Source organism: Mycobacterium sp. (genome assembly GCF_025933915.1).
Lineage (GTDB): Bacteria > Actinomycetota > Actinomycetes > Mycobacteriales > Mycobacteriaceae > Mycobacterium.
The window spans coordinates 1-22,094 of sequence record NZ_JAICZA010000052.1 but is presented as its reverse complement, the minus strand read 5'-3'; the positions used below and the strand labels follow the sequence as shown (position 1 = coordinate 22,094).

General features: G+C 68.3%; 22 protein-coding genes and 1 tRNA gene. 13 read left to right on the top strand and 10 right to left on the bottom strand.

Annotated elements, in window-relative coordinates:
• Positions 1-26: 26 nt before the first annotated feature.
• Positions 27-875, top strand: coding sequence for an aldo/keto reductase (locus Q0W90_RS10765; RefSeq protein ID WP_297599479.1), 849 nt, complete (start codon positions 27-29; stop codon positions 873-875).
• Between the two features lie 22 nt (positions 876-897).
• On the opposite strand, the gene Q0W90_RS10760 is transcribed toward Q0W90_RS10765, so the two are convergent.
• The 7 genes from Q0W90_RS10760 to Q0W90_RS10730 form a co-directional block, all read right to left on the bottom strand.
• Complete coding sequence (locus tag Q0W90_RS10760) at positions 898-1,500, bottom strand: DUF1707 domain-containing protein (protein WP_297599478.1); 603 nt, start codon at positions 1,498-1,500, stop codon at positions 898-900.
• 132 nt (positions 1,501-1,632) lie between these two features.
• Entirely contained in the window at positions 1,633-2,520 is an 888-nt protein-coding gene (locus Q0W90_RS10755; protein WP_297774492.1) for an enoyl-CoA hydratase family protein, read from the bottom strand.
• Positions 2,521-2,530: 10 nt separating this feature from the next.
• Positions 2,531-3,697: an acyl-CoA dehydrogenase gene (locus Q0W90_RS10750; protein ID WP_297599340.1), complete on the bottom strand. Its 1,167-nt coding sequence runs from the start codon at positions 3,695-3,697 to the stop codon at positions 2,531-2,533.
• The gene (locus Q0W90_RS10745) at positions 3,694-5,685 is read right to left on the bottom strand and encodes a biotin carboxylase N-terminal domain-containing protein (protein WP_297699100.1); all 1,992 of its coding nucleotides are present in this window, start codon (positions 5,683-5,685) and stop codon (positions 3,694-3,696) included. The genes Q0W90_RS10750 and Q0W90_RS10745 overlap by 4 nt, the downstream gene beginning before the upstream one ends.
• Before the next feature lie 5 nt (positions 5,686-5,690).
• Positions 5,691-7,280 carry an acyl-CoA carboxylase subunit beta gene (locus tag Q0W90_RS10740; RefSeq protein ID WP_297599353.1) on the bottom strand — a complete coding sequence of 530 codons (1,590 nt, stop codon included), beginning with the start codon at positions 7,278-7,280 and terminating at the stop codon, positions 5,691-5,693.
• Between the two features lie 2 nt (positions 7,281-7,282).
• The gene (locus Q0W90_RS10735) at positions 7,283-8,431 is read right to left on the bottom strand and encodes an acyl-CoA dehydrogenase family protein (protein ID WP_297699097.1); all 1,149 of its coding nucleotides are present in this window, start codon (positions 8,429-8,431) and stop codon (positions 7,283-7,285) included.
• Positions 8,428-10,152, bottom strand: coding sequence for an acyclic terpene utilization AtuA family protein (locus Q0W90_RS10730; RefSeq protein ID WP_297599343.1), 1,725 nt, complete (start codon positions 10,150-10,152; stop codon positions 8,428-8,430). Before Q0W90_RS10730 ends, Q0W90_RS10735 begins: the two co-directional genes overlap by 4 nt.
• 273 nt (positions 10,153-10,425) lie before the next feature.
• On the opposite strand from Q0W90_RS10730, the gene rpmF reads away from it, so the two are divergent.
• From rpmF to Q0W90_RS10695, 7 genes are all read left to right on the top strand, one after another.
• Positions 10,426-10,599, top strand: a complete 174-nt coding sequence (gene rpmF / locus Q0W90_RS10725; protein ID WP_003872812.1) for a 50S ribosomal protein L32 — start codon at positions 10,426-10,428, stop codon at positions 10,597-10,599.
• Positions 10,600-10,711: 112 nt separating this feature from the next.
• A complete protein-coding gene (gene mprA / locus Q0W90_RS10720; RefSeq protein ID WP_297599344.1) occupies positions 10,712-11,398 on the top strand; it encodes a two-component system response regulator MprA in 687 nt (228 codons plus the stop codon).
• Between the two features lie 16 nt (positions 11,399-11,414).
• Positions 11,415-12,965 carry a HAMP domain-containing sensor histidine kinase gene (locus Q0W90_RS10715; RefSeq protein WP_297599345.1) on the top strand — a complete coding sequence of 517 codons (1,551 nt, stop codon included), beginning with the start codon at positions 11,415-11,417 and terminating at the stop codon, positions 12,963-12,965.
• 72 nt (positions 12,966-13,037) lie between these two features.
• A complete protein-coding gene (locus Q0W90_RS10710) occupies positions 13,038-14,489 on the top strand; it encodes a trypsin-like peptidase domain-containing protein (protein WP_297774488.1) in 1,452 nt (483 codons plus the stop codon).
• A 59-nt stretch (positions 14,490-14,548) separates the two neighbouring features.
• On the top strand, positions 14,549-15,046 hold the full coding sequence (locus tag Q0W90_RS10705) for a MogA/MoaB family molybdenum cofactor biosynthesis protein (protein WP_297599347.1): 498 nt from the start codon (positions 14,549-14,551) through the stop codon (positions 15,044-15,046).
• A gap of 22 nt (positions 15,047-15,068) precedes the next feature.
• Positions 15,069-15,197 carry a hypothetical protein gene (locus Q0W90_RS10700; RefSeq protein WP_297774486.1) on the top strand — a complete coding sequence of 43 codons (129 nt, stop codon included), beginning with the start codon at positions 15,069-15,071 and terminating at the stop codon, positions 15,195-15,197.
• A 161-nt stretch (positions 15,198-15,358) separates the two neighbouring features.
• Positions 15,359-15,781 carry an MscL family protein gene (locus tag Q0W90_RS10695; protein ID WP_297599349.1) on the top strand — a complete coding sequence of 141 codons (423 nt, stop codon included), beginning with the start codon at positions 15,359-15,361 and terminating at the stop codon, positions 15,779-15,781.
• A gap of 37 nt (positions 15,782-15,818) precedes the next feature.
• On the opposite strand, the gene Q0W90_RS10690 is transcribed toward Q0W90_RS10695, so the two are convergent.
• From Q0W90_RS10690 to Q0W90_RS10680, 3 genes are all read right to left on the bottom strand, one after another.
• Complete coding sequence (locus Q0W90_RS10690) at positions 15,819-16,499, bottom strand: SAF domain-containing protein (protein ID WP_297599350.1); 681 nt, start codon at positions 16,497-16,499, stop codon at positions 15,819-15,821.
• Positions 16,500-16,563: 64 nt separating this feature from the next.
• On the bottom strand, positions 16,564-16,920 hold the full coding sequence (locus Q0W90_RS10685; protein WP_297599351.1) for an FmdB family zinc ribbon protein: 357 nt from the start codon (positions 16,918-16,920) through the stop codon (positions 16,564-16,566).
• Between the two features lie 97 nt (positions 16,921-17,017).
• Positions 17,018-17,617 carry a 5-formyltetrahydrofolate cyclo-ligase gene (locus Q0W90_RS10680; protein WP_297774483.1) on the bottom strand — a complete coding sequence of 200 codons (600 nt, stop codon included), beginning with the start codon at positions 17,615-17,617 and terminating at the stop codon, positions 17,018-17,020.
• 76 nt (positions 17,618-17,693) lie between these two features.
• Between Q0W90_RS10680 and Q0W90_RS10675 the strand changes: the two genes are divergently transcribed.
• The 5 genes from Q0W90_RS10675 (at position 17,694) to Q0W90_RS10655 (ending at position 22,074) form a co-directional block, all read left to right on the top strand.
• Positions 17,694-18,605 (top strand): UTP--glucose-1-phosphate uridylyltransferase, encoded by a 912-nt coding sequence (locus Q0W90_RS10675; protein ID WP_297599336.1) that lies wholly within the window; start codon positions 17,694-17,696, stop codon positions 18,603-18,605.
• A gap of 118 nt (positions 18,606-18,723) precedes the next feature.
• Positions 18,724-20,013 carry a gephyrin-like molybdotransferase Glp gene (gene glp / locus Q0W90_RS10670; RefSeq protein ID WP_297599335.1) on the top strand — a complete coding sequence of 430 codons (1,290 nt, stop codon included), beginning with the start codon at positions 18,724-18,726 and terminating at the stop codon, positions 20,011-20,013.
• Positions 20,014-20,033: 20 nt separating this feature from the next.
• The gene (locus tag Q0W90_RS10665) at positions 20,034-20,687 is read left to right on the top strand and encodes a GNAT family protein (RefSeq protein ID WP_297599334.1); all 654 of its coding nucleotides are present in this window, start codon (positions 20,034-20,036) and stop codon (positions 20,685-20,687) included.
• Between the two features lie 202 nt (positions 20,688-20,889).
• Entirely contained in the window at positions 20,890-21,951 is a 1,062-nt protein-coding gene (glpR, locus tag Q0W90_RS10660; protein ID WP_297774480.1) for a gephyrin-like molybdotransferase receptor GlpR, read from the top strand.
• 50 nt (positions 21,952-22,001) lie between these two features.
• A tRNA-Ala gene (locus Q0W90_RS10655) sits at positions 22,002-22,074 on the top strand.
• Positions 22,075-22,094: the final 20 nt, after the last annotated feature.

The following is a 22,094-nucleotide window of genomic DNA, read 5'->3' as shown; positions in this document are numbered from 1 at the left end:
CGCGGGACTGAAAAGGAGAAAACCCGGTGAGCAAGGTTCCCACGATCGAACTCAGCGACGGTGTCGACATCCCGCAGCTCGGTTTCGGCGTGTTCCAGATCAAGCCCGCCGAGACCGCGTCGGCGGTCAAGAGAGCGCTGGACATCGGATACCGGCACATCGACACCGCCCAGATGTACGGGAACGAAAAGGAAGTCGCACAAGGTATCCGCGACGCGGGTCTCGACCGCGGCGAGGTCTTCATCACCAGCAAGCTCAACAACGGCTTCCACAAGCCCGACGATGCGCGCCGCGCCTTCGACGAGACACTGAAGAAGCTGGATTCCGACTACGTCGACCTGTTCCTCATCCACTGGCCGCTGCCCACGCTCTACGACGGCGACTTCGTCTCGACGTGGAAGGTCCTCGAAGAGTTCGCACGGGACGGGCGCGCCCGCAGCATCGGTGTGTCGAATTTCCAAGTCGCACATCTGGATCGGCTCGCCGACGAAGCCGACACCGTCCCGTCGGTCAACCAGATCGAGCTGCATCCGTACTTCGGCAACGACGAGGTCCGGGCCTATGGGCGCGAGCACGGCATCGCCACCGAGGCCTGGGCGCCCATCGCCCAGGGCAGGGTGCTCGACGATCCGGTGATCAACCGCATCGCCGAGGCCCGCGGTAGAACGGCGGCACAGGTGGTGTTGCGCTGGCACATTCAGCGGGGCGACATCGTCTTCCCCAAATCGGTGACACCGGAACGGGTCAAATCCAACTTCGAGCTGTTCGACTTCGAATTGGAAGACTCCGACATGGACGCGATCTCGGCGCTGAACAAGGGGGAGTCGGGACGCAACGGCCCCAACCCGGACACCTTCGACTACGTGCCCCGCTGACGTTTCTGTCGCCGCGCGACGGCTATCCGCGCGGTCTGCGGGCCTTGCGTGCGATCCCCACGCCACCCCACAGCGAGAAGCCGCGAATGTGGACCGTCGGGGCTCCGGGAGTGCCCTGGCCGATGACGCGGCGATCGAAGTTTCCCATCACGCCGCGGCCGTGCACCACCACGTTGACTTCGGGCGGCAGCAAAATGTTCTGCACACCCATGATCGACATCGCATGGATGTCGACCTCGGTCGAGGTGAAGTCGGCGTAGCGCAAATCGACCACCCCGCTGCCCCACAGGGTGAAGGTGGTCAGCTTCTTCGGCACGTTCCATCGACCGCGCCGCTCGAAGCCGCTCAGCAGCGCCAGCAGCAGTGTCGACGGCGCCGGATTGGGTTTGCCACCGCGGCGTGGGCTGATCGGCGCCCCCGGCAAATCGGCCCTCAACCGATCCAGCTCCTCATACGTCGTCGCCGCATAGGCCCTGGTCAAGCGGTCTTCGTAGTCGTTGAGCTGCAGGCGCCCCTGCTCGGCCGCATACGCCAGCAACTGCGCAGTCTGGATGCGATCGGTATCGGCCGCACGCGACGGTTCGTCGCGCGTGTCCTCCGCACCCCGCTGCATAGAGTTGCTCATCACCCACGAGCCTACGACGTCCAGGTGTTGCTGCAAGAGGATTGGCTAAACTGCAACCTTGCACGGGCCCGGGCCGCACCGCCGGCCGTTTGGCCGAACCCCTTCTTAGACATCTGGCTAACTAATCGGTGGCTAACTCGTCCATCCCGGCGCCCGCTTCTCCAAGAACGCCAACATGCCTTCGCGGGCTTCATCGGAGACGAAAAGGCGCGCCGATTCCTCGGCGAGCCGTTCGGCGTCGCGGTCGAACCCCTCGAGGATCGCGGCGGTGGTGAGCGCCTTGGAGGCCGCGAGGCCCTGCGGTGAACCGCGGCCCACGTCGGCAATCAGCTTGTCGACCGCGGTGTCGACGTCGTCGGCGGCCAGGGTGATCAGCCCGATCTGCGCCGCTTGGTGGGCATCGAACGTTTCGCCGGTCACGTAGTAGCGGGCCGCGGCGCGCGCCGACAGCTTGGGCAGCAGTGTCAACGAGATGATCGCGGGCGCGACGCCGATGCGGGCCTCGGTCAGCGCGAAGGTAGTGCGCGGACCGGCGACCGCGATATCGCAGGCACCCACCAAGCCGAAGCCACCCGCCCGGACGTGTCCGTTGATGGCGGCGATCACCGGCAGTGGTGAGGCGACGATGGCCCGCATCAGGGCGGCCATCTCCCGGGCCCGTGCGACGGCCATGTCATAGGCCGATGGTGGCGACCCGCTTCGCCCGGCTGCGCCGCCCTCGCGATCGCCAGGGGCCGATGGTGGCGACCCGCTTCGCCCGGCTGCGCCGCCCTCGCGATCGCCACTAGGGCTGCCCCCGCCGGCCTCGCTCAGGTCCGCGCCGGCGCAGAAGGTGCCCCCGGTGTGGCCCAGCACGACCGCGCGCACCGCAGAATCCGACGCGGCGTCGCGCAGCCCCTGGTGCAGCTGGGTAACCAGGGTCGTGGAAAGCGCGTTGCGGTTGTGCGGTGAGTTCAGCGTCAGCCGCGCATACGGCCCACCCGTGTCGGCGGGCCCGGCGTATTCGACGAGGGTGTCCATCGGCAGGGCCTCAGTAGCTTCGGGGCAGGCCCAGTGATGTCTGCGCGACGAAGTTCAGCACCATCTCGCGGCTGACCGGAGCGATGCGGCCCAGCCGGGCCGAGGTCAGCATGGCGCCGACGCCGTACTCCTTGGTGAGCCCGTTGCCACCCATCGACTGCACCGCCTGGTCTACCGACCGGGTGGCCGCCTCGGCCGCAGCATATTTGGCCATGTTCGCGGCCTCGGCCGCGGCCATGTCGTTGCCGGAGTCATACAGGGTGGCGGCCTTTTGCATCATGAGCTTGGCGAGTTCGACCTCGATGTGGCACTGCGCCAACGGATGTGACAGGCCTTGGTGCGAGCCGATCGGCGTGCCCCACACCTGGCGGGTCTTGACGTACTCGGCGGCCCGGTCGAGCGCGAACCGTCCCATCCCGACGGAACTGGCCGCGCCCATGATGCGTTCGGGGTTGAGCCCGGCGAAAAGCTGTGCGATGGCGGCATCCTCGGCGCCGACGAGCGCGTCGCTGGGCAGCCGGACGTCGTCGAGGAAGACCTGGAATTGGCGCTCGGGGCTGATCAATTCCATTTCGATGGGCGTATAGGTGAAGCCTGGCGAATCGGTGGGCACCACGAACAGCGCGGGGCGCAGCTTGCCCGTCTTCGCTTCCTCCGTGCGGGCCACCACCAGCACGGCCTGCGCCTGGTCGATGCCGGAGATGAAGACCTTCTGGCCCTTGAGGATCCAGTCGCTGCCATCGCGACGGGCAGTGGTGGTGATCTTGTGTGAGTTGGATCCGGCGTCCGGCTCGGTGATGGCGAACGCCATCGTCAGGGTGCCGTCGGCGATACCGGGGATCCAGCGCTTCTTTTGCTCATCGGTGCCGAATTTGCTGATGATCGTCCCGTTGATGGCGGGCGACACCACCATCAGCAGCAGCGCGCTACCGGCGGCCGCCATTTCCTCCATCACCAGCGACAGCTCGTACATCCCGGCGCCCCCACCGCCGTACTCCTCGGGCAGGTTCACGCCGAGGAAGCCGAGTTTTCCTGCCTCCGACCATAATTCGTCGGTGTGCTCGTGGGCGCGGGCCTTGCGCAGGTAGTACTCGCTGCCGTAGTTGGACGCCCACTCGGCTACGGCCTTACGCAGGGCCTGGCGTTCTTCGTTCTCGATGAAGCTGCTGTCGGTCACTGGGGATCTCCTTCTGATTGCGGCGCTTCGACTCTTGCCAGCACGGCGCCAACTTCGACTTGCTGACCGGTTTTGACGCTGAGCTCGGCGAGCGTCCCGTCGACCGGTGCGGTGATGGTGTGTTCCATCTTCATGGCCTCTAACCAGATCAGTGGCTGCCCGGCCGTGACGGTGTCGCCGATCGCGGCGCCGAGCCGAATGACGTTGCCGGGCATGGGGGCGACCAGCGAACCTTTTTCGACGGTCGATCCGGGCTCGGGGAACCGCGGCAGCGCGACCAGGTGCACCGGTCCGCGCGCGGAATCCACGTAGACGTCCGAATCGCCTGTGTCGTAGCGCCGCACCGAGAAGTTGTGGTCGACACCGTCCGTCCTGAGCACCACGTCATCCGCCGTGGCCGACACCAGATGCACCGACGGATCGTCGGGCAGGACCAACCCCGTTCTGTCGAAACGGTATTGGACCCGGTGTTCGTTGCCTTCGTCGTCACCGTAAGCCTTGGCCTGGTGGCCGGACCGCAGGTTTCGCCACCCGCTGGGGATCGCGCCCAGCACCGGGGCGAGGGCGCGGTTGCGCGCGGCGTCGGCGAGGGCGGCGGCGATCGCCGACAAGCGTACGGTTGCGGCGTCGCCCAACGGCGCCGCCAGCTCCGTCAAGCCGTGGGTGTCGAAAAACGCTGTGTCGGTGGCGCCGTCGAGGAACGCCGGATGACGCAGCACGTTCACCAGCAGATCGCGGTTGGTGCGCAGGCCGTGCATGCGGGCGCGCGTCAGCGCATCGGCGAGAACCAGCGCCGCCTGACGGCGCGTAGGCGCGTAGGAGATGACCTTGGCCAGCATCGGGTCGTAGTGGATCGACACCGTGAATCCGTCGACGATGCCCGAATCCAGCCGGATCCCGGTCCGCTGCCCCAACGAGCCGAACTCGGCCCGAACCGACGGCACCTCGAACGCGCGCACCACACCGGCCTGCGGCTGCCAGCCGCGTGCCGGATCCTCGGCGTAGAGCCGCACCTCGATCGAATGGCCTTGGGCGGCGGGAGGGTCGGCGTCGAGGCGAGCGCCGTCGGCCACCGCGAGCTGCAGCTCGACCAGGTCGAGCCCGGTGGTCTCTTCGGTGACCGGGTGCTCGACCTGCAGCCGGGTGTTCATCTCCAGGAAGTAGAACTCGCCGTGATCGTCGGCGAGGAACTCCACGGTCCCGGCACCGGTGTAGCCGATCGCGTCGGCGGCCAGCCGGGCCGCATCAAAGAGCTTGGCGCGCATGCCCGCGGTGCGCTCGACGAGCGGTGAGGGGGCCTCCTCGATGACCTTCTGGTGGCGGCGCTGAATCGAGCATTCGCGTTCCCCGACCGCCCACACCGTGCCGTGGGTATCGGCGAGAACCTGTACCTCGACGTGGTGTCCGGTGGGCAGATAGCGCTCGCAGAACACCGTCGGATCGCCGAAGGCGGACTGCGCCTCCCGGCGCGCCGCGGCGACTTCACCGGCCAGGGACGATAATTCGCGTACCACCCGCATGCCGCGGCCACCGCCGCCCGCGGAGGCCTTGACCAGCACCGGCAGCTGCGCCTGGGTGACGGTCTCGGGATCGAGCTCGTCGAGAACGGGCACGCCGGCGGCGGCCATCAGCTTCTTGGACTCGATCTTGGAGCCCATCGCGCGCACCGCATCCACCGGCGGCCCGACCCAGGTCAGGCCGGCGTCCTGCACGGCGGCCGCGAAATCGGCGTTCTCCGAGAGGAACCCGTAACCGGGGTGTATCGCATCGGCGCCCGCCGCGCGGGCGGCGGCGATGATGGCCTCGGCGTTGAGGTAGTCGTTGGTCTTGGGCAGCAGCACCCGGGCGTCGGCCTCGGCGACGTGCGGCGCGCCGGCGTCCGGGTCGGTGTAGACGGCGACGGTGCCCAGGCCGAGACGTCGGCAGGTGGCGAATACCCGGCGGGCGATTTCGCCGCGGTTGGCAACCAGAACTCGAGTGATTCCCATGGGGCTCACATCCGGAAGACGCCGAAGTTCGACGTCCCCTTGATCGGGCCATTGGCGATGGCGGACAAACACATTCCCAGCACTGTGCGGGTGTCGCGCGGATCGATGACCCCGTCGTCGTAAAGCATTCCGGACAACACCAGCGGCAGCGATTCGGCCTCGATCTGGCCTTCCACGGCGGCCCGCATCGCCGCGTCGGCCTCCTCGTCGACCTGTTGGCCGCGGGCTTCCGCGGCCGCGCGGGCCACGATCGACAGCACCCCCGAGAGCTGGGCGCCGCCCATCACCGCCGACTTCGACGTCGGCCAGGCGAAGAGGAAGCGCGGATCGTAGGCGCGACCGCACATGCCGTAGTGGCCCGCGCCGTAGGAAGCGCCGATCAGCAGCGAGATGTGCGGGACCGTCGAATTGGACACGGCGTTGATCATCATCGCGCCGTGCTTGATCATCCCGCCCTCTTCGTAGTCCTTGCCCACCATGTAGCCGGTCGTGTTGTGCAGGAACAGCAGTGGCGTGTTGGAGCGGTTGGCCAGCTGGATGAACTGGGTGGCCTTTTGTGACTCCTCACTGAACAGCACGCCGCGCGCGTTGGCCAGGATCCCGATCGGATAGCCATGCAACTGGGCCCAGCCCGTCACCAGCGAGGACCCGTACAGCGGCTTGAATTCGTCGAATTCGGAGCCGTCGACGACGCGGGCGATGACTTCGCGGGGGTCGAACGGGATACGCAGGTCCGCGGGAACGATGCCGATGAGCTCCTCGGTGTCGAACAGCGGCTCGGTGACCGGTTTGGGTTTCGGCCCCTGCTTGGCCCAATTCAACCGGGCGACGATGCGGCGGCCGATGCGGATCGCGTCGAGTTCGTCGGCGGCGAAGTAGTCGGCCAAACCTGATACCCGGGCGTGCATTTCGGCGCCGCCCAGCGATTCGTCGTCGGATTCCTCGCCGGTGGCCATCTTCACCAGCGGGGGACCGGCGAGGAACACCTTGGAACGTTCCTTGATCATCACCACGTGATCGGACATGCCCGGGACGTAGGCGCCGCCCGCGGTCGAGTTACCGAATACCAGTGCGATGGTGGGGATTCCGGCCGCCGAGAGACGGGTCAGATCGCGGAACATCCGCCCGCCGGGAATGAAGATTTCCTTCTGGGTGGGCAGATCCGCGCCGCCGGATTCCACCAGCGAGATCACCGGAAGCCGATTCTCGAAGGCGATTTGGTTGGCCCGCAGGATCTTCTTCAGCGTCCACGGGTTGCTGGTTCCGCCTTTGACCGTCGGGTCGTTGGCGACGATCATGCATTCGACGCCTTCGACCACGCCGATGCCGGTGACGGTGCTGGCGCCCACCTTGAAGGCGCTGCCCCAGGCCGCGAGCGGGCTCAGCTCCAAGAACGGCGAGTCCGCGTCGACGAGCAGCTCGATGCGTTCGCGGGCCGTTAGCTTGCCGCGGTCGTGGTGGCGCTCCACGTATTTGGGCCCGCCGCCCGCCAGCGCGTTGGCCAGCTCGGCGTCGATCTCGTCGAGTTTCGTTATCGCCGCCGACGCCGCCTCGGTGAACACCGCGTCGTCGCGATCGAGCGTGGACTGCAGCACGGTCATGATTGGAACCCCAGGAGTTTGGCGGACAGTGCGGTCAGGATCTCGGTGGTCCCGCCGCCAATGCCCAGGATCCTCATGTCCCGGTATTGGCGTTCGACCTCGGATTCGGCCATATAACCCATGCCGCCGAACAGCTGGACGGCTTGGTTGGCGACCCATTCGCCGGCCTCGACGGCGGTGTTCTTGGCGAAACACACCTGCGGAATCAGGTTCGTCTCGCCGGCGAGCTGACGGTCCACCACGCTGCGCGAGTAGACGCGGGCCACGTCGATGCGCCGGGCCATCTCGGCCAGAGTGTTCTGTACCGATTGCCGTGAGATCAATGGGCGACCGAACGTCTCACGGTCGCGACACCATTGCACCGTCAGGTCCAGGCATCGTTGCGCGCTCGAATATGCTTGCGCGGCAAGGCCGATGCGCTCGGAGACGAATGCCTGTGCGATCTGTGCGAAGCCGCTGTTCTCATGGCCGACCAGGTTGGCCACCGGCACCCGGACGTCGGTGTAGGAGAGCTCCGCGGTGTCCGAGGACCGCCAGCCCATCTTGTCCAGCTTGCGCGTCACCTCGAAGCCGGGCATACCCTTCTCGACCACGATCAACGAAACCCCCGCCGCGCCAGGGCCTCCGGTGCGAGCCGCGGTGACGACGTAGTCGGCGCGTACCCCGGAGGTGATGTAGGTCTTGGCGCCGTTGACGATGTAGTCGTCGCCGTCCCGCACGGCCGAGGTGCGCAGGTGCCCGACGTCGGAACCGCCGCCGGGTTCGGTGATGGCCAGCGAACCGATCTTCTCGCCGGTCAGCGTCGGCCGGACGAATTCCTCGATCAGCCGCGCGTCGCCGGAGGCGATCATGTGCGGCACCGCGATGCCGCAGGTGAACAGCGACGCGAACACACCCCCCGGCGCTCCGGCCTGATGCATCTCCTCGCAGATGATCACCGCGTCGGCGCCGTCGCCGCCTCCGCCGCCGACCGATTCGGGAAACCCCGCACCCAGCAGTCCGGCATCGCCGGCGCTGCGGTGCAGGCTGCGCGGCAGGTCGCCGGTGCGTTCCCACTCATCGACGTGGGGCAGGATTTCGCGTTCCACGAAGGAGCGCACCGTCTTTCGCAGCTGTTCGCGTTCGGGCGTGGTCCAAAGATTCACAGCAGACTCTCCGGGATATCGAGGTAGCGGCCGCGCAACCATTCGCCCAGCCCCTTGGCTTGAGGATCGAATCGGGCCTGGTAGGCGACGCCCTGGCCGAGGATGCCCTCGATCACGAAGTTCACCGCGCGCAGATTCGGCAATACGTGGCGGACGACGTCGAAGTCCGCCGCCTCGGGCAGCAACTCCTTGAGGCGCTCGCCGGTCAGCGTGTGGGCCAGCCAGCGCCATTGCTCGTCGGTGCGGACCCAGACCCCGACGTTGGCCGAGCCGCCCTTGTCGCCGCTGCGGGCCCCGGCGATGCGGCCCAGCGGCGCCCTGCGCATCGGGCCATCCGGCAGCGGCTCGGGCAGCGGCGGGGGGCCGGCCGGAGCCAGCGCCAAAGTATCGGTGGCACAAGGGATGTCGGTGCGGGTGCCGTCGGCGTGGACGGCGACGTGGGGCACCTGGCCGGCGTCGACGTAGCCGGGGGTGAACACGCCGTAGACCTGGCCGTCGCCCGGCGGTGCGGTGACGTGAAATCCCGGATAGCTGGCCAGCGCCAATTCCACCGCGGCCGAGGAGAACTGGCGTCCGACGTTGGCGGGGTCGGGGTCGCGCACGACGCAGTGCAGCAGGGCGCTGGCGGCTTCCTCGGTGTCGGCGTCGGCGTGGTCGGTGCGGGCCAGGGTCCACTCGAGTTCGGCGGGCTTGACGGTGAGCGCGGCGTCGAGTTGCCGGCGCACCAACTCGGCCTTGGCCTCGATGTCCAGGCCGGTCAGCACGAAGGTCATCGAGTTGCGGAATCCGCCGATGCTGTTCAGCGACACCTTGTAGGTGGGCGGCGGGGCTTCCCCGCGCACGCCGCTGATGCGCACCCGGTCGGTGCCGTCGGACTCGAGCTCGACGGTGTCCATCCGGGCGGTCACGTCGGGGTTCGCGTAGCGCGCCCCGGTGATCTCGTAGAGGAGCTGCGCCGTGACGGTGTCGACGCTGACCAGGCCGCCGGTGCCCGCGTGCTTGGTGATCACCGAGGATCCGTCGGCGTAGACCTCGGCGAGGGGGAATCCGGCGTGGAGGAGGTCGGCGACCTCGGTGAAGAACGAGTAGTTGCCGCCGGTGGCCTGCACACCGCATTCGATGACGTGGCCGGCGACCACGGCGCCGGCGAGCCGGTCGTAGTCGGTGCGATCCCAACCGAAGTGCGCGGCGGCCGCCCCGACGATCACCGAGGCGTCGGTGACCCGGCCGGTGACGACGACGTCGGCGCCGCCGCCCAGGCAGTCGACGATGCCCCAGGCGCCCAGGTAGGCGTTCGCGGTCAGCGGGCTGCCCAGCCCCAGTTCCGCGGCACGCGGCAGCAGGTCGTCGCCTTCCACGTGGGCGATCCGGGCGTCGATACCCAGGCGGTCGGCCAGCGCGCGGATCGCGGCGGCCAGGCCCGCCGGGTTGAGGCCGCCGGCGTTGGCCACGATGCGGACCCCGCGGTCGCGGGCCTCACCCAGGCAGTCCTCGAGCTGTGTCAGAAAGGTCTTGGCGTAGCCGCGCTCGGGGTGCTTCATCCGGTCCCGGCCCAGGATCAGCATGGTGAGTTCGGCCAGGTAGTCGCCGGTGAGGTAGTCGACCTCACCGCCGGTGAGCATCTCGCGCATGGCCGAGAGCCGGTCGCCGTAGAACCCGGAGCAGTTCGCGATCCGGACGCCAGCACCCGAACTACCGGAAGCACCGGAAGCAGAGGCCATGCCCGTCCTCCATTCAGGGATTCACCGGTGAGACCCAACCAACCAACCGGTAGGTTATCGGGTACCGCGGGTGTCACGTCAAGGATCCCACTTCGTTGCGGGTGCGCCAGGGCCGTGCCCGCGCGGCCGGCTGGGCCGCGGGCCGGCGGGCGTCCGTTTTGGCGACGAGCGGACCAGCGACTATCCTGATACGCGATCGTCGCCCGTTCGGCCTCCCGGCCACGCCGCGCGACATGCCGAACCGCAAGCCACATTGAGGAGTTAGGCCCGACCATGGCCGTACCCAAGCGCAGAATGTCGCGCGCGAACACCCGTAGCCGGCGCGCGCAGTGGAAGGCCGAGAAGACCGAGCTCGTCGGTGTCACGGTCGCAGGTCAGCGGCACAAAGTCCCACGCAGGCTGCTCAAGGCGGCCCGCCTCGGCCTGATCGACCTCGACCGCCGCTAGTCCGATGGCGGCGGCCCGCTGCGCCCGGCTTCGCCGCGCTTGCGAGTGCCGCTAGCCCGTCACCGGCGCGCCTCTCAGGTCAGTCTCAGGCGGTGGGACGAAACTAGGGGCCGTGCGAATACTGGTCGTCGACGACGATCGCGCGGTGCGCGAGTCGCTGCGTAGATCGTTGTCCTTCAACGGTTACTCCGTCGAGTTGGCCCATGACGGGGTCGAAGCCCTCGAGCGGATCGCCAGCGATCGCCCCGACGCGCTCGTCCTGGATGTGATGATGCCGCGCCTGGATGGCCTCGAGGTGTGCCGTCAGCTCCGCAGCACCGGCGACGACCTGCCGATCCTGGTGCTCACCGCACGCGATTCGGTTTCCGAACGGGTCGCCGGGCTGGATGCCGGCGCCGACGATTATCTGCCGAAGCCGTTCGCCCTGGAAGAACTGTTGGCCCGGATGCGGGCGTTACTGCGCCGGACCAAGCCGGAGGATGACGCCGAATCGGTGGCGATGCAGTTCTCCGACCTCACCCTGGACCCGCTGACCCGCGAGGTCACCCGCGGCGAGCGTCGAATCAGCCTGACGCGCACCGAATTCGCGTTGCTCGAAATGCTGATCGCCAATCCGCGCCGCGTGCTCACCCGCAGCCGCATCCTCGAGGAGGTATGGGGATTCGACTTCCCCACCTCGGGCAATGCGCTGGAGGTCTACGTGGGCTACCTGCGCCGCAAAACCGAAGCCGACGGCGAGTCCCGGCTCATCCACACGGTGCGGGGAGTGGGCTACGTCCTCCGGGAGACACCACCGTGACGACGCAATTCCAACGATGATCAAGTTCCACCGCCCTCAGCGCCCACCGCTGCGCGCCACGCCCTCCCTGTCGTTGCGGTGGCGGGTCATGCTGCTGGCGATGTCGATGGTCGCGATGGTCGTGGTGCTGATGGCATTCGCCGTCTACGCCGTGATTTCGGCCGCGCTGTACAGCGACATCGACAACCAACTGCAAAGCCGGGCGCAACTGCTGATCGCCAGTGGTTCACTGTCCGCGGATCCCGGCAAGGCGATCGAAGGCACCGCCTATTCGGACGTCAACGCGATCCTGGTGAACCCGGGCCACGCGATCTACACCGCCCAGCAGCCGGGTCAGACCCTGCCGGTCGGTGCGCCGGAAAAGGCGGTCATCCACGGCGATCTGTTCATGTCGCGGCGTACCGCCGGCGATCAACGCATCCTCGCCGTCCACCTGCAGAACGGCACCTCGTTGCTGATCTCCAAGAGCCTCAAGCCGACCGAGGCGGTGATGAACAAACTGCGCTGGGTGCTGCTGATCGTGGGCGGCGTCGGGGTGGCGGTCGCGGCGGTCGCGGGCGGCATGGTCACCCGGGCCGGCCTGCGCCCGGTGGCACGCCTGACCGAAGCGGCCGAGCGGGTGGCACGCACCGATGACCTGCGGCCCATTCCCGTGTTCGGCAGCGACGAATTGGCCAGGCTCACCGAGTCGTTCAACCTGATGCTGCGGGCGCTCGCCGAGTCGCGGGAGCGGCAGGCGCGGCTGGTCACCGACGCCGGGCACGAACTGCGCACCCCACTGACGTCGCTGCGGACCAATGTCGAGCTGTTGATGGCGTCGATGGAACCGGGAGCGCCGCGGCTGCCCGAACAGGAGATGGTCGACCTGCGCGCCGACGTGCTCGCTCAGATCGAGGAATTGTCCACTCTGGTAGGCGATTTGGTGGACCTCACCCGCGACGATGCCGGCCAGGTGGTGCACGAGCCGGTCGACATGGCCGACGTGGTCGATCGCAGCCTGGAGCGAGTAAGGCGGCGCCGCAACGACATTCGCTTCGACGTCGACGTGACGCCGTGGCAGATGCACGGCGACGCCGCCGGGCTCTCGCGTGCGGTCCTGAACCTGTTGGACAACGCGGCCAAATGGAGCCCGCCCGGCGGCCACGTCGGGGTCACCCTGCGACAACTCGACCCGTCGCACGCGGAGCTGGTGGTCGCCGACCACGGCCCCGGCATTCCACCGCAGGAGCGTCGCCTGGTGTTCGAGCGGTTCTATCGTTCGACGACGGCGCGGGCCATGCCGGGCTCCGGACTGGGCCTGGCGATCGTCAAGAAAGTCGTGCTCAACCACGGCGGATTGCTGCGCGTCGAGGACACCGTCCCGGGCGGCCAGCCCCCGGGCACCTCCTTCTATGTGCTGCTACCCGGGCGGCCGCTGCCGCCGACGGCCTACTCCGCGTCGGAACCGGAAACCGGCCAGGTAGGCGCCACGACCGACCCCGCGGTGCCGGTGACCGGCGATGAGGCGAACTCTCGGGAATCGGCGAACGTTATCTCAGTGGACTCTCAGTCCGCGCGGGCAAGGTAGGTCTGCGGCTACTGTTGAACCCAGCCGTCGACTTGCCGAAACACTGAGATAGAGGAAGAGCGACTTAGCGACATGACGAATGACCCGAGGTATTCGCCACCGCCGCAGCGGCCGGGGTACCCCCCCGCGCCGAATCAGACTGCGCCCGTCCCGAGCCATGCGGGGCCCTCAGGCTATGCCCAGGGGCAACAGCAGCCGTACAACCAGCAGTTCGACTGGCGCTATCGGTCGCAGACAACCCAGTTCCGCCCGCCCTACGAACCGTTCAGCAACAGCGGGCCCGGCCGGATCCCCGGGGCGGGCCCGATACCCGGAGGCGCCGGCACGGGCCCGATTCCCGGCATGCTGCCCGGAATGCCCGCCCCGGAACCGCGAAAGCGTTCTCGCGCAGGGCTTTTGACCGTCGGGGCGCTGGCCATCGCGGTCGTGTCGGCCGGTATCGGCGGCGCGGCGGCAACGGCCGTCGAGCTGGGCAACCACGCGACGGGCAATTCCGGCGGGCGCATCGTGGGAGCGGCGCCCAGCGTCCCGGCCGCGAACATGCCGCCGGGCAGCGTCGAGCAGGTCGCCTCCAAAGTCGTGCCCAGCGTCGTGATGCTCGAGACCGATATCGGGAGACAATCCGAAGAGGGCTCCGGCATCATCCTGTCGACCGACGGGCTGATTCTGACCAACAACCACGTGGTCGCGGCCGCGGCGGCACCACCCAAGGGTCCCGGAGGCCCGCCCGGGGCTCCGCCGGCTCCCGGCGGCCCGACGCCGAAAACCACGGTGACCTTCTCGGACGGTCGCACCGCGCCCTTCACGGTCGTCGGCACCGACCCCACCAGCGACATCGCCGTGATTCGTGTGCAGGGCATGTCCGGGCTGCCGCCCGTCTCGCTGGGCTCCTCCTCGGACCTCCACGTCGGTCAGCCGGTGGTGGCGATCGGGTCGCCGTTGGGTCTGTCGGGCACGGTGACCACCGGAATCGTGAGCGCGCTCAACCGGCCGGTGTCCACGACCGGTGAGTCGGGCAACCAGAACACCGTGCTGGACGCGATCCAGACCGATGCCGCGATCAACCCCGGTAACTCCGGTGGCGCGCTGGTCAACATGAATGGCCAGCTCGTCGGCGTCAACTCGGCCATCGCCACCCTGGGCGGTGAGTCGCCGGACGCCCAGAGCGGCTCGATCGGTCTGGGCTTCGCGATACCGGTCGATCAGGCCAAGCGCATCGCCGACGAGCTGATCGCTACCGGCAAGGCGTCACACGCCTCCCTCGGCGTTCAGGTGACTAGCGATAAGGGCGCCCCGGGCGCCAAAATTGTCGACGTCGTCGCGGGCGGAGCGGCCGCGGCCGCCGGAGTGCCGAAGAACGTGGTCGTCACCAAGGTCGACGACCGCCCGATCAACAGCGCCGACGCACTCGTGGCCGCGGTGCGGTCCAGGGCGCCCGGCGACAAGATCACGCTGACGTTCGCCGATCCCGCCGGCGGCGGCAGCCGAACTTTGCCGGTCACCCTCGGGAAGGCGGACCAGTAGTGAGAGTGGACGAACCCTCGGCGACGGGATTGTCGGAGCTCGGATATACGGTTGCACCCATGGAAACGGGTGCGGAATTGGTCGTTGGCCGGGCTCTGGTCGTGGTGGTCGACGATCGCACCGCCCACGGAGACGAGGACCACAGCGGCCCGCTGGTCACCGAACTGCTGACCGAGGCCGGATTCGTCGTCGACGGTGTGGTCGCGGTCGCCGCCGACGAGATCGAGATCCGCAATGCGCTGAACACCGCCGTGATCGGCGGGGTGGACCTGGTTGTCTCGGTCGGCGGGACGGGCGTCACCCCGCGCGACGTCACCCCGGAGGCCACCCGCGAGATCCTGGATCGCGAAATCCTGGGTATCGCAGAGGCTATCCGCGGCTCGGGGCTGTCCGCGGGCATCGTCGATGCGGGATTGTCGCGCGGTCTGGCCGGTGTGTCCGGCAGTACGTTGGTGGTTAACCTGGCCGGCTCCCGCTATGCGGTGCGCGACGGAATGGCGACGCTGAATCCGTTGGCGGCCCAGATCATTGGGCAGTTGTCGAGCCTGGAAATTTGATTCGCGGTTCCCGGGGTTAGCCGTGACCAGACCTTCCAGTTTCGACGCCGAATCGGCTTCGGGAACTCAGGAATCAACGGACGGCCTCGACCCGGACGCCTACGAGCACGAACAGTGGTTGCGGGAGAACGTGCCCCCACACCACGGTTGAGCAGGGGACTCGACTGAGGGGTTTTGTTTGCCGACGTCACGATGCGGTCAACCTTTGGTGACTAATTGTCCGGGAATTGTGTGCTAGCGCACAACCTGGCATAGCGTTTTCTGGGGCGGCAGCGCGTTGCCCTGATAGTGGGCGCTACGGGAGGTATGCGCATGTTCAAGGGATTCAAGAGTTTTGTGATGCGCGGCGACGTGATCACCGTGGCCATCGGTCTGGTCATAGCCCTGGCCTTCTCGAACCTCGTCAAGGCGTTCACCGACAGCGTGATCAACCCGCTGATCGCGGCAGTGCAGCCCGGTGCCAAGTTCGGATTCGGTTGGCAGCTCGGCGACGCGAGCAACAAGGCGACCTTCCTCGACATCGGATCGTTCATCTCGGCGATCATCTACTTCATCGTCTTCATGACGGCCGTGTACTTCATGATCGTGGTGCCTTACAAGCACATCCAGGCCCGCCGTGGGGTCACCGTGTTCGGCGAGGACCCGGCGACCAAGGCGTGCTCGGAGTGCAAGTCCGACATCCCGGAGGCCGCGCGCAAGTGCAAATACTGTGCCAGCCTCCAGACGGCCGCCTGATCCAGTACATCTGGGGTGCGAGGCTGCGGCGACGCACTCAGTGCAGGGTGAGCGTCACCGCTTGACCTAGCGCCGAGCCCGCCACCGTGTTCGCCACGCGGGCCGGCAGCGCAACCAACACGACGCGATCGCTCTCGGCGGCCTGGAGTTTTTCCTTGGCCGACACGAGCACCACGACGGCGTCGGTGGCCACCACCTTGGGGGCGACGTGGGCCGTTTCCGGCGAAACGGTCGCCGGTGCGGCCAGCACGTCGACGACATCCCCGACGCGAACGAGGTCGATCAAGGCGCCGTCCGCCAAGTGCAGCGGCACGATGCGGGCCCCGGGGCCTGCCTTCGACCCGATTGCGGCCTCGGCCAGCCGGGCGCCCAGCAACCGGACGTCGGTGAGCACCTCGCCGCGCCTCGTCGGGCCGGCCAGCGTCGAACCCACCACCGCGCCCACGTCGGTTCGTGCCCCGTCGGGAACCGTTGAGGTTAAACGCTTTTCGAGTCGAATGTCGGCGGCGGTCAACGCGGCACCTGGCCGCAGGTCATGCTCGGCGACCACCACCGGCGCGTAGTCACCGTCGGGATTGGAACGCAGCGCCGCGATGCCGGCCAGCACGACGAGCCCGCCCGCGGCGACACGGCGCGCCAGCACGGTACGAGTCCAGTCCGGTCGCATCCACCGCGACAGCCGACTCAACACGCCTGGGTTCAGCGATGATTCGCCCACGCCGCAACGGTAGGCGCAACGCGCTGGGCGGGCTGGCGGTCAGCGACGCCGGTGTGGATAACCCTCAGCTGGTGGTGGCAGCGGCCGATGCCGTGGAGCTGCTGCTGCTCGACTTCTCGCTCGAGCCGGACTTCTCCGCTGAACCGGACTTCTCACCGGAACCGGACTTGTCGCTCGAGGCCGAGCTCGATCCCGAGTCGCTCGAGGAGGACCCATTGCTGGAGCTGCTCGACTTCTTGCCGGACTCGCGGCTGTCGGTGCGGTAGAAGCCGCTGCCCTTGAAGACCACTCCCACGGAGTTGAAGCGCTTGCGCAGCCGACCGGAGCAGTTTTTGCACGTGGTCAGCGCGTCGTCGGTGAAGGCCTGCACGATGTCGAAGCGATCGTCGCACTCGGTGCACTGATAGCTGTAAGTCGGCACGAAAACCTCCGGATGATTGCAAACCTGGCTAGCACTCTAGCGTCTCAAGTGCTAGAACCGCCACGTGACTGGTCTCATTCCCGATGCGCCCGGCACGTCAGCGCGGAACGAGGGCGATTAATCCGCCCCGCGGCGTGAGCGCGTGGGTCATGGGAACGTCGTGCGGACCGGCCGGGATCTCGTCGAGCAATTCCGAGTCGCGCACGATCGCGACCAGCGGTGTTTGGGGGTCGCGGCCGCACAGCGAGCGATCGTAGAAGCCCCGGCCCCGGCCCAGCCGCACCCCGCCGCGGTCGACGGCAAGCGCCGGTACCAGCACCAGGCCGGCCTCCGCCAGGGCCGATGCCGGCAGCCACGGCCGTGGGGGCTCGAGCAATCCCCACCGGCCGGTGGTCAGCGTGCCGGGCCGGTATGCGCCCCAGGACAGCGGCAGCGGCGTGTTGTGGGCGGTGGTGCGCGCAACCGGCAGCAGCACCCGCCCAGAGCGCCGCAGCAACATGTCCAGCAGCTCGACCGACCCCGGCTCGGTGCCCACCGGCACGTAGGCGCAGACCGTGGTGTCGCTGGTCACCATGCTTTCCAGGGCTTCCAGCTTGTCGCGCAACAGCCGCGCCTCGGCGGCCCGAACGTCGTCGGCAACGCGACGCCGGGCCGTGAGCAGCTGTTCGCGCAACGCGGCCTTGCCCGTGGTTGCCATGCGTCAACCATGACAGCCAGGACTTTGCCCGCGCCACATCGACTCGGCAAAGTGGATGCGGGTTATCGTGTGAACAATGTCATGCCCAAACGTGGTGGTGCCACGCACGGCTGTTGTGCCCGCCGCCGGACTCGGTACCCGCTTCTTGCCGGCGACCAAAACGGTCCCCAAGGAACTGTTGCCGGTCGTCGATACCCCGGGCATAGAGCTGGTCGCCGCCGAGGCGGCCGAAGCCGGTGCCGAGCGCCTGGTGATCATCACCTCCGAGGGCAAGGACGGTGTCGTCGCGCATTTCGTCGAAGACCTGGTGCTGGAAAGCACGCTGGAGGAGCGCGGCAAAACGGCGATGCTCGACAAGGTCCGGCGCGCGCCGCGGCTGATCAAGGTCGAGTCCGTCGTGCAGAGCGAACCGCTGGGCCTGGGCCACGCGATCGGGTGCGTGGAATCGCGGCTGTCCGACGACGAGGACTCGATCGCGGTGCTGCTGCCCGACGACCTGGTGCTGCCGACCGGCGTGTTGGGGACGATGTCGAAGGTGCGGGCCCACTACGGCGGCACGGTGTTGTGCGCCATCGAGGTGACTCCCGAAGAGGTCAGCGCCTACGGGGTTTTCGACGTCGAGCCGGTGCCCGACGACGACAATCCCGACGTGCTCCGGGTCAAGAGCATGGTCGAGAAGCCCACGGCCGAGGAGGCGCCGTCGTTGTTCGCCGCGGCGGGTCGATACGTGCTCGACCGCGCCATCTTCGATGCGCTGCGCCGCATCGAGCGCGGGGCCGGCGGCGAAGTGCAACTCACCGATGGGATCGCGCTGCTGATTTCTGAGGGCCACCCCGTGCATGTCGTCGTGCACCGCGGATCTCGACACGACTTGGGAAATCCCGGCGGCTACCTCAAGGCTGCGGTTGACTTTGCATTGGATCGTGACGATTACGGCCCGGAGTTGCGGCACTGGTTGGTGGCGCGATTAGGCCTGGCCGAGCAGTAGCCCGGCGGTAACCCGGCCGGCGGAACGCTCAGCGGTGCCGGGCGGGGATGCCCCGCCCGCGCAGTGAGCGGGTCGCCCGTCGCGGCGCCCGCCGGGATTGAGGGCAGAGAGGCGCGCTGTGCGTTCTGTGGAAGAGCAGCAGGCCCGGATCACGGCGGCCGCGGTGGCTCCGCGGCCGATACGTGTGGCGATCGCCGAGGCGCAGGGATTGATGTGCGCCGAGGAGGTGGTGACCGAACGCCCGATGCCCGGTTTCGATCAGGCCGCGATCGACGGCTATGCGGTGCGCAGCGTCGACGTCCTCGGTATCGGCGAGGTGGGCAGCGACAGCCTCCCCGAGCCGATCGACGACTCACCCGAGAACGACGGGCGCGACGGGCTGGTGCTGCCGGTGATGGGAACCGTCGAGGCCGGGTCGCGCACACCCAGTCGCTTGCAGCCACGCCAGGCCGTCCGCGTGCAGACCGGAGCGCCGCTGCCCACGCTGTCCGACGCGGTCCTGCCGTTGCGGTGGACCGACGGCGGAACGTCGCGCGTGCGGATCTACCGGGGGGCGCCGTCGGGTGCCTATGTGCGCCGCGCCGGCGACGACGTCCAGCCCGGTGACGTCGCGGTGCGCGCCGGAACGGTGATCGGCGCGGCCCAGGTCGGGCTGCTCGCCGCGGTCGGCCGCGAACGCGTCCTGGTCCATCCGCGGCCGCGGGTCACGATCATGGCGCTGGGCGGCGAACTGGTCGACATTTCACGCACCCCGGGCAACGGGCAGGTCTACGACGTCAACTCCTATGCGCTGGCGGCGGCGGCCCGCGACGCCGGCGCGGAGGTCAACCGCATCGGGATCATCGGCGGTGGTCCCAAGGACCTGCGCGACATCGTCGAGGGGCAGATCAATCGCGCCGAGGTCATCGTCGTCGCCGGCGCGGTCGGGGGCGCCGCGGCCGAGGCGGTGCGGTCGGTGCTCTCCGAGCTCGGCGAGATAGAGGTGGTCCGGGTCGGCATGCATCCCGGATCCGTCCAGGGTTTTGGGCAGCTGGGCCGCGAGGGCGTTCCGACGTTTTTGTTGCCGGCCAACCCGGTGAGCGCGCTGGTGGTTTTCGAGGTCATGGTGCGACCGCTGATCCGGTTGTCGCTGGGCAAACGCCAGCCGATGCGCCGCATCGTGCAGGCCCGGACGCTCTCGCCCATCACGTCGGTGGCGGGGCGCAAGGGTTACCTGCGCGGCCAGCTGATGCGTGACCAGGAGAGCGGGGAGTATCTGGTGCAGGCACTCGGCGGCGCCCCGGGCGCGTCATCGCACCTGCTGGCCACCCTCGCCGAAGCCAACTGTCTGGTTGTGGTGCCCAGCGGCGCCGAGCAGATTCGCACCGGCGAGATCGTCGACGTCGCCTTCTTGGCTCAGCGCGGCTGAGCGGAACGACTGCGCCCACCGTGAACCTGTTGCGCTCCAATTCTCGTCATCCGGGGTGGCCCATGAGCGTTGGGCCGCTGCGGGTCCCGGCCGGCGTGGTCCGGTTGCGGGCGGTGCGGCTGCGCGATGGGGCGCAGTGGAGCCGGATCCGGCTGACCGATCGTGCGCACCTGGAGCCGTGGGAGCCCAGCTCCGAGGGAGACTGGACGGCCCGGCATGCCGTGGCCGCCTGGCCGGCGTTGTGCTCGGGCCTGCGTGCCGAGGCGCGCCAGGGACGCATGCTGCCCTATGTCATCGAACTCGACGGGCGCTTCTGCGGCCAGTTGACCGTCGGCAACGTCACGCACGGGGCGTTGCGGTCGGCGTGGATCGGCTATTGGGTGCCGCGGTCGGCCACCGGCGGCGGGGTGGCGACCGCGGCCTTGGCCCTGGGGCTCGATCACTGCTTCGGGCCGGTCATGTTGCACCGGGTGGAGGCCACCGTGCGCCCGGAAAACGCCGCCAGCCGGGCCGTGTTGGCAAAGGTGGGGTTTCGCCAGGAGGGCGTGTTGCAGCGCTACCTCGAGGTCGATAAGGCGTGGCGCGATCACCTGCTGATGGCGATCACCGCCGAAGAGGTCACCGGATCGGTGGCATCGGCGCTGGTCAGAGCCGGTAACGCCAGCTGGGTGTGATTGCGCGTGCTCTTCTCGGCGCCTCGATGGCGCGCCGGAAGAGACCGAATTTTTGTCGATCTGGGACTAACGCGACACGAGTGACTCGTGGTGCTTGTGGGAGGGAAATTACAGGTGTGTAATTGTCCTGGTCGTCATGACCCGGCCCCGTTGGCCACCGATGGGCTTCGCGGGGGATGAGAACCGAAGAGAGCAGGTCGTCATGCCAAGCATCCCGCAGTCATTGTTGTGGATATCGCTCGTGGTGCTGTGGCTGTTCGTCTTGGTGCCGATGCTCGTCAGCAAACGCGACGCGGTGCGCCGCACCAGCGACGTGGCGTTGGCGACCCGGGTCCTCAACGGCGGGGCCAACTCCCGGCTGATCAAGCGCAGCGGCCCCGCCGCCGGCCATCGCAGCGATCCCGACTGGCAGCCGCCCGAAGACTCGGCCGACGCCGACCTCGACGAGGAGCACGACCTCGCCGAGAACGACGACCGCGGCCGGGAAATCGACGACGACGACGCCGACACCGATGAGCTGAGCCGCCGCCGCCCGGTGGTCATGAAGATGGCGCTGGCCGAGCCTGCCGAGCCCGACTACCTCGATGTCGATGTCGTCGAGGATTCGGCCGCACTTCCGGTGGGGACCAGCGGTTCCGCGGACGAGGTCGTCGACCAGGAGACCGCCGAGCCCGCCGAGGACGACGACGCCGACACAGAGGCCGTCGCGCGGCACGACGACGAGGACAGCTACGAGTACGTCGACGACTCATCCGGGTTGGAGCCCGCCGAGGACGACGACGCCGCCGACGACGAAGCGCCGGCCCCGATCCCGCGCAACGCCGCGCGGCGGCGCCGGCTCGACGCCAAGACCACCGCCGCGGTCAGCGCCCGCAAGTACGCGTTCCGCAAGAAGGTCTTGATGGTGATGGCGGTCGTCCTGGTCGGCTCGGCCACCGCGGCGTTCAAGATCTCGCCGAGCGCCTGGTGGGTGTGCGGCAGCGCGATCGGGATCACCCTGCTGTACCTGGGTTATCTGCGGCGCCAGACGCGCATCGAAGAGAAGGTGCGCCGCCGCCGGATACAGCGGATGGCGCGGGCGCGCCTCGGTGTCGAGAACGCCTACGACCGCGACTACGACGTGGTCCCGTCGCGGTTGCGCCGCCCGGGCGCGGTGGTGTTGGAAATCGACGACGAGGACCCCGTCTTCGAGCACCTGGACTACGCGATGGCGATGCGGACCTACGGTTGGCCCCGGGACTTGCCGCGCGCCGTCGGCCAATAGCGCTGGCCGTTCGGCGGTGGGTGCCGCGGCTGGTAGCCTGCTAGCGATCAGGGGCTATGGCGCAGTTGGTAGCGCGACTCGTTCGCATCGAGTAGGTCAGGGGTTCGATTCCCCTTAGCTCCACAGAGTTTGATCTGGTCAGG

What these genes read in the sequence shown, in the direction of transcription:
- Q0W90_RS10760 (WP_297599478.1), bottom strand. Translation starts at nt 1,500, where the DNA reads ATGAGCAACTCTATGCAGCGGGGTGCGGAGGACACGCGCGACGAACCG.
- Q0W90_RS10755 (WP_297774492.1), bottom strand. Translation starts at nt 2,520, where the DNA reads ATGGACACCCTCGTCGAATACGCCGGGCCCGCCGACACGGGTGGGCCG.
- Q0W90_RS10745 (WP_297699100.1), bottom strand. Translation starts at nt 5,685, where the DNA reads ATGGGAATCACTCGAGTTCTGGTTGCCAACCGCGGCGAAATCGCCCGC.
- Q0W90_RS10730 (WP_297599343.1), bottom strand. Translation starts at nt 10,152, where the DNA reads ATGGCCTCTGCTTCCGGTGCTTCCGGTAGTTCGGGTGCTGGCGTCCGG.
- rpmF (WP_003872812.1), top strand. Translation starts at nt 10,426, where the DNA reads ATGGCCGTACCCAAGCGCAGAATGTCGCGCGCGAACACCCGTAGCCGG.
- Q0W90_RS10715 (WP_297599345.1), top strand. Translation starts at nt 11,415, where the DNA reads ATGATCAAGTTCCACCGCCCTCAGCGCCCACCGCTGCGCGCCACGCCC.
- Q0W90_RS10710 (WP_297774488.1), top strand. Translation starts at nt 13,038, where the DNA reads ATGACGAATGACCCGAGGTATTCGCCACCGCCGCAGCGGCCGGGGTAC.
- Q0W90_RS10705 (WP_297599347.1), top strand. Translation starts at nt 14,549, where the DNA reads ATGGAAACGGGTGCGGAATTGGTCGTTGGCCGGGCTCTGGTCGTGGTG.
- Q0W90_RS10695 (WP_297599349.1), top strand. Translation starts at nt 15,359, where the DNA reads ATGTTCAAGGGATTCAAGAGTTTTGTGATGCGCGGCGACGTGATCACC.
- Q0W90_RS10680 (WP_297774483.1), bottom strand. Translation starts at nt 17,617, where the DNA reads ATGGCAACCACGGGCAAGGCCGCGTTGCGCGAACAGCTGCTCACGGCC.
- Q0W90_RS10675 (WP_297599336.1), top strand. Translation starts at nt 17,694, where the DNA reads ATGTCATGCCCAAACGTGGTGGTGCCACGCACGGCTGTTGTGCCCGCC.
- glpR (WP_297774480.1), top strand. Translation starts at nt 20,890, where the DNA reads ATGCCAAGCATCCCGCAGTCATTGTTGTGGATATCGCTCGTGGTGCTG.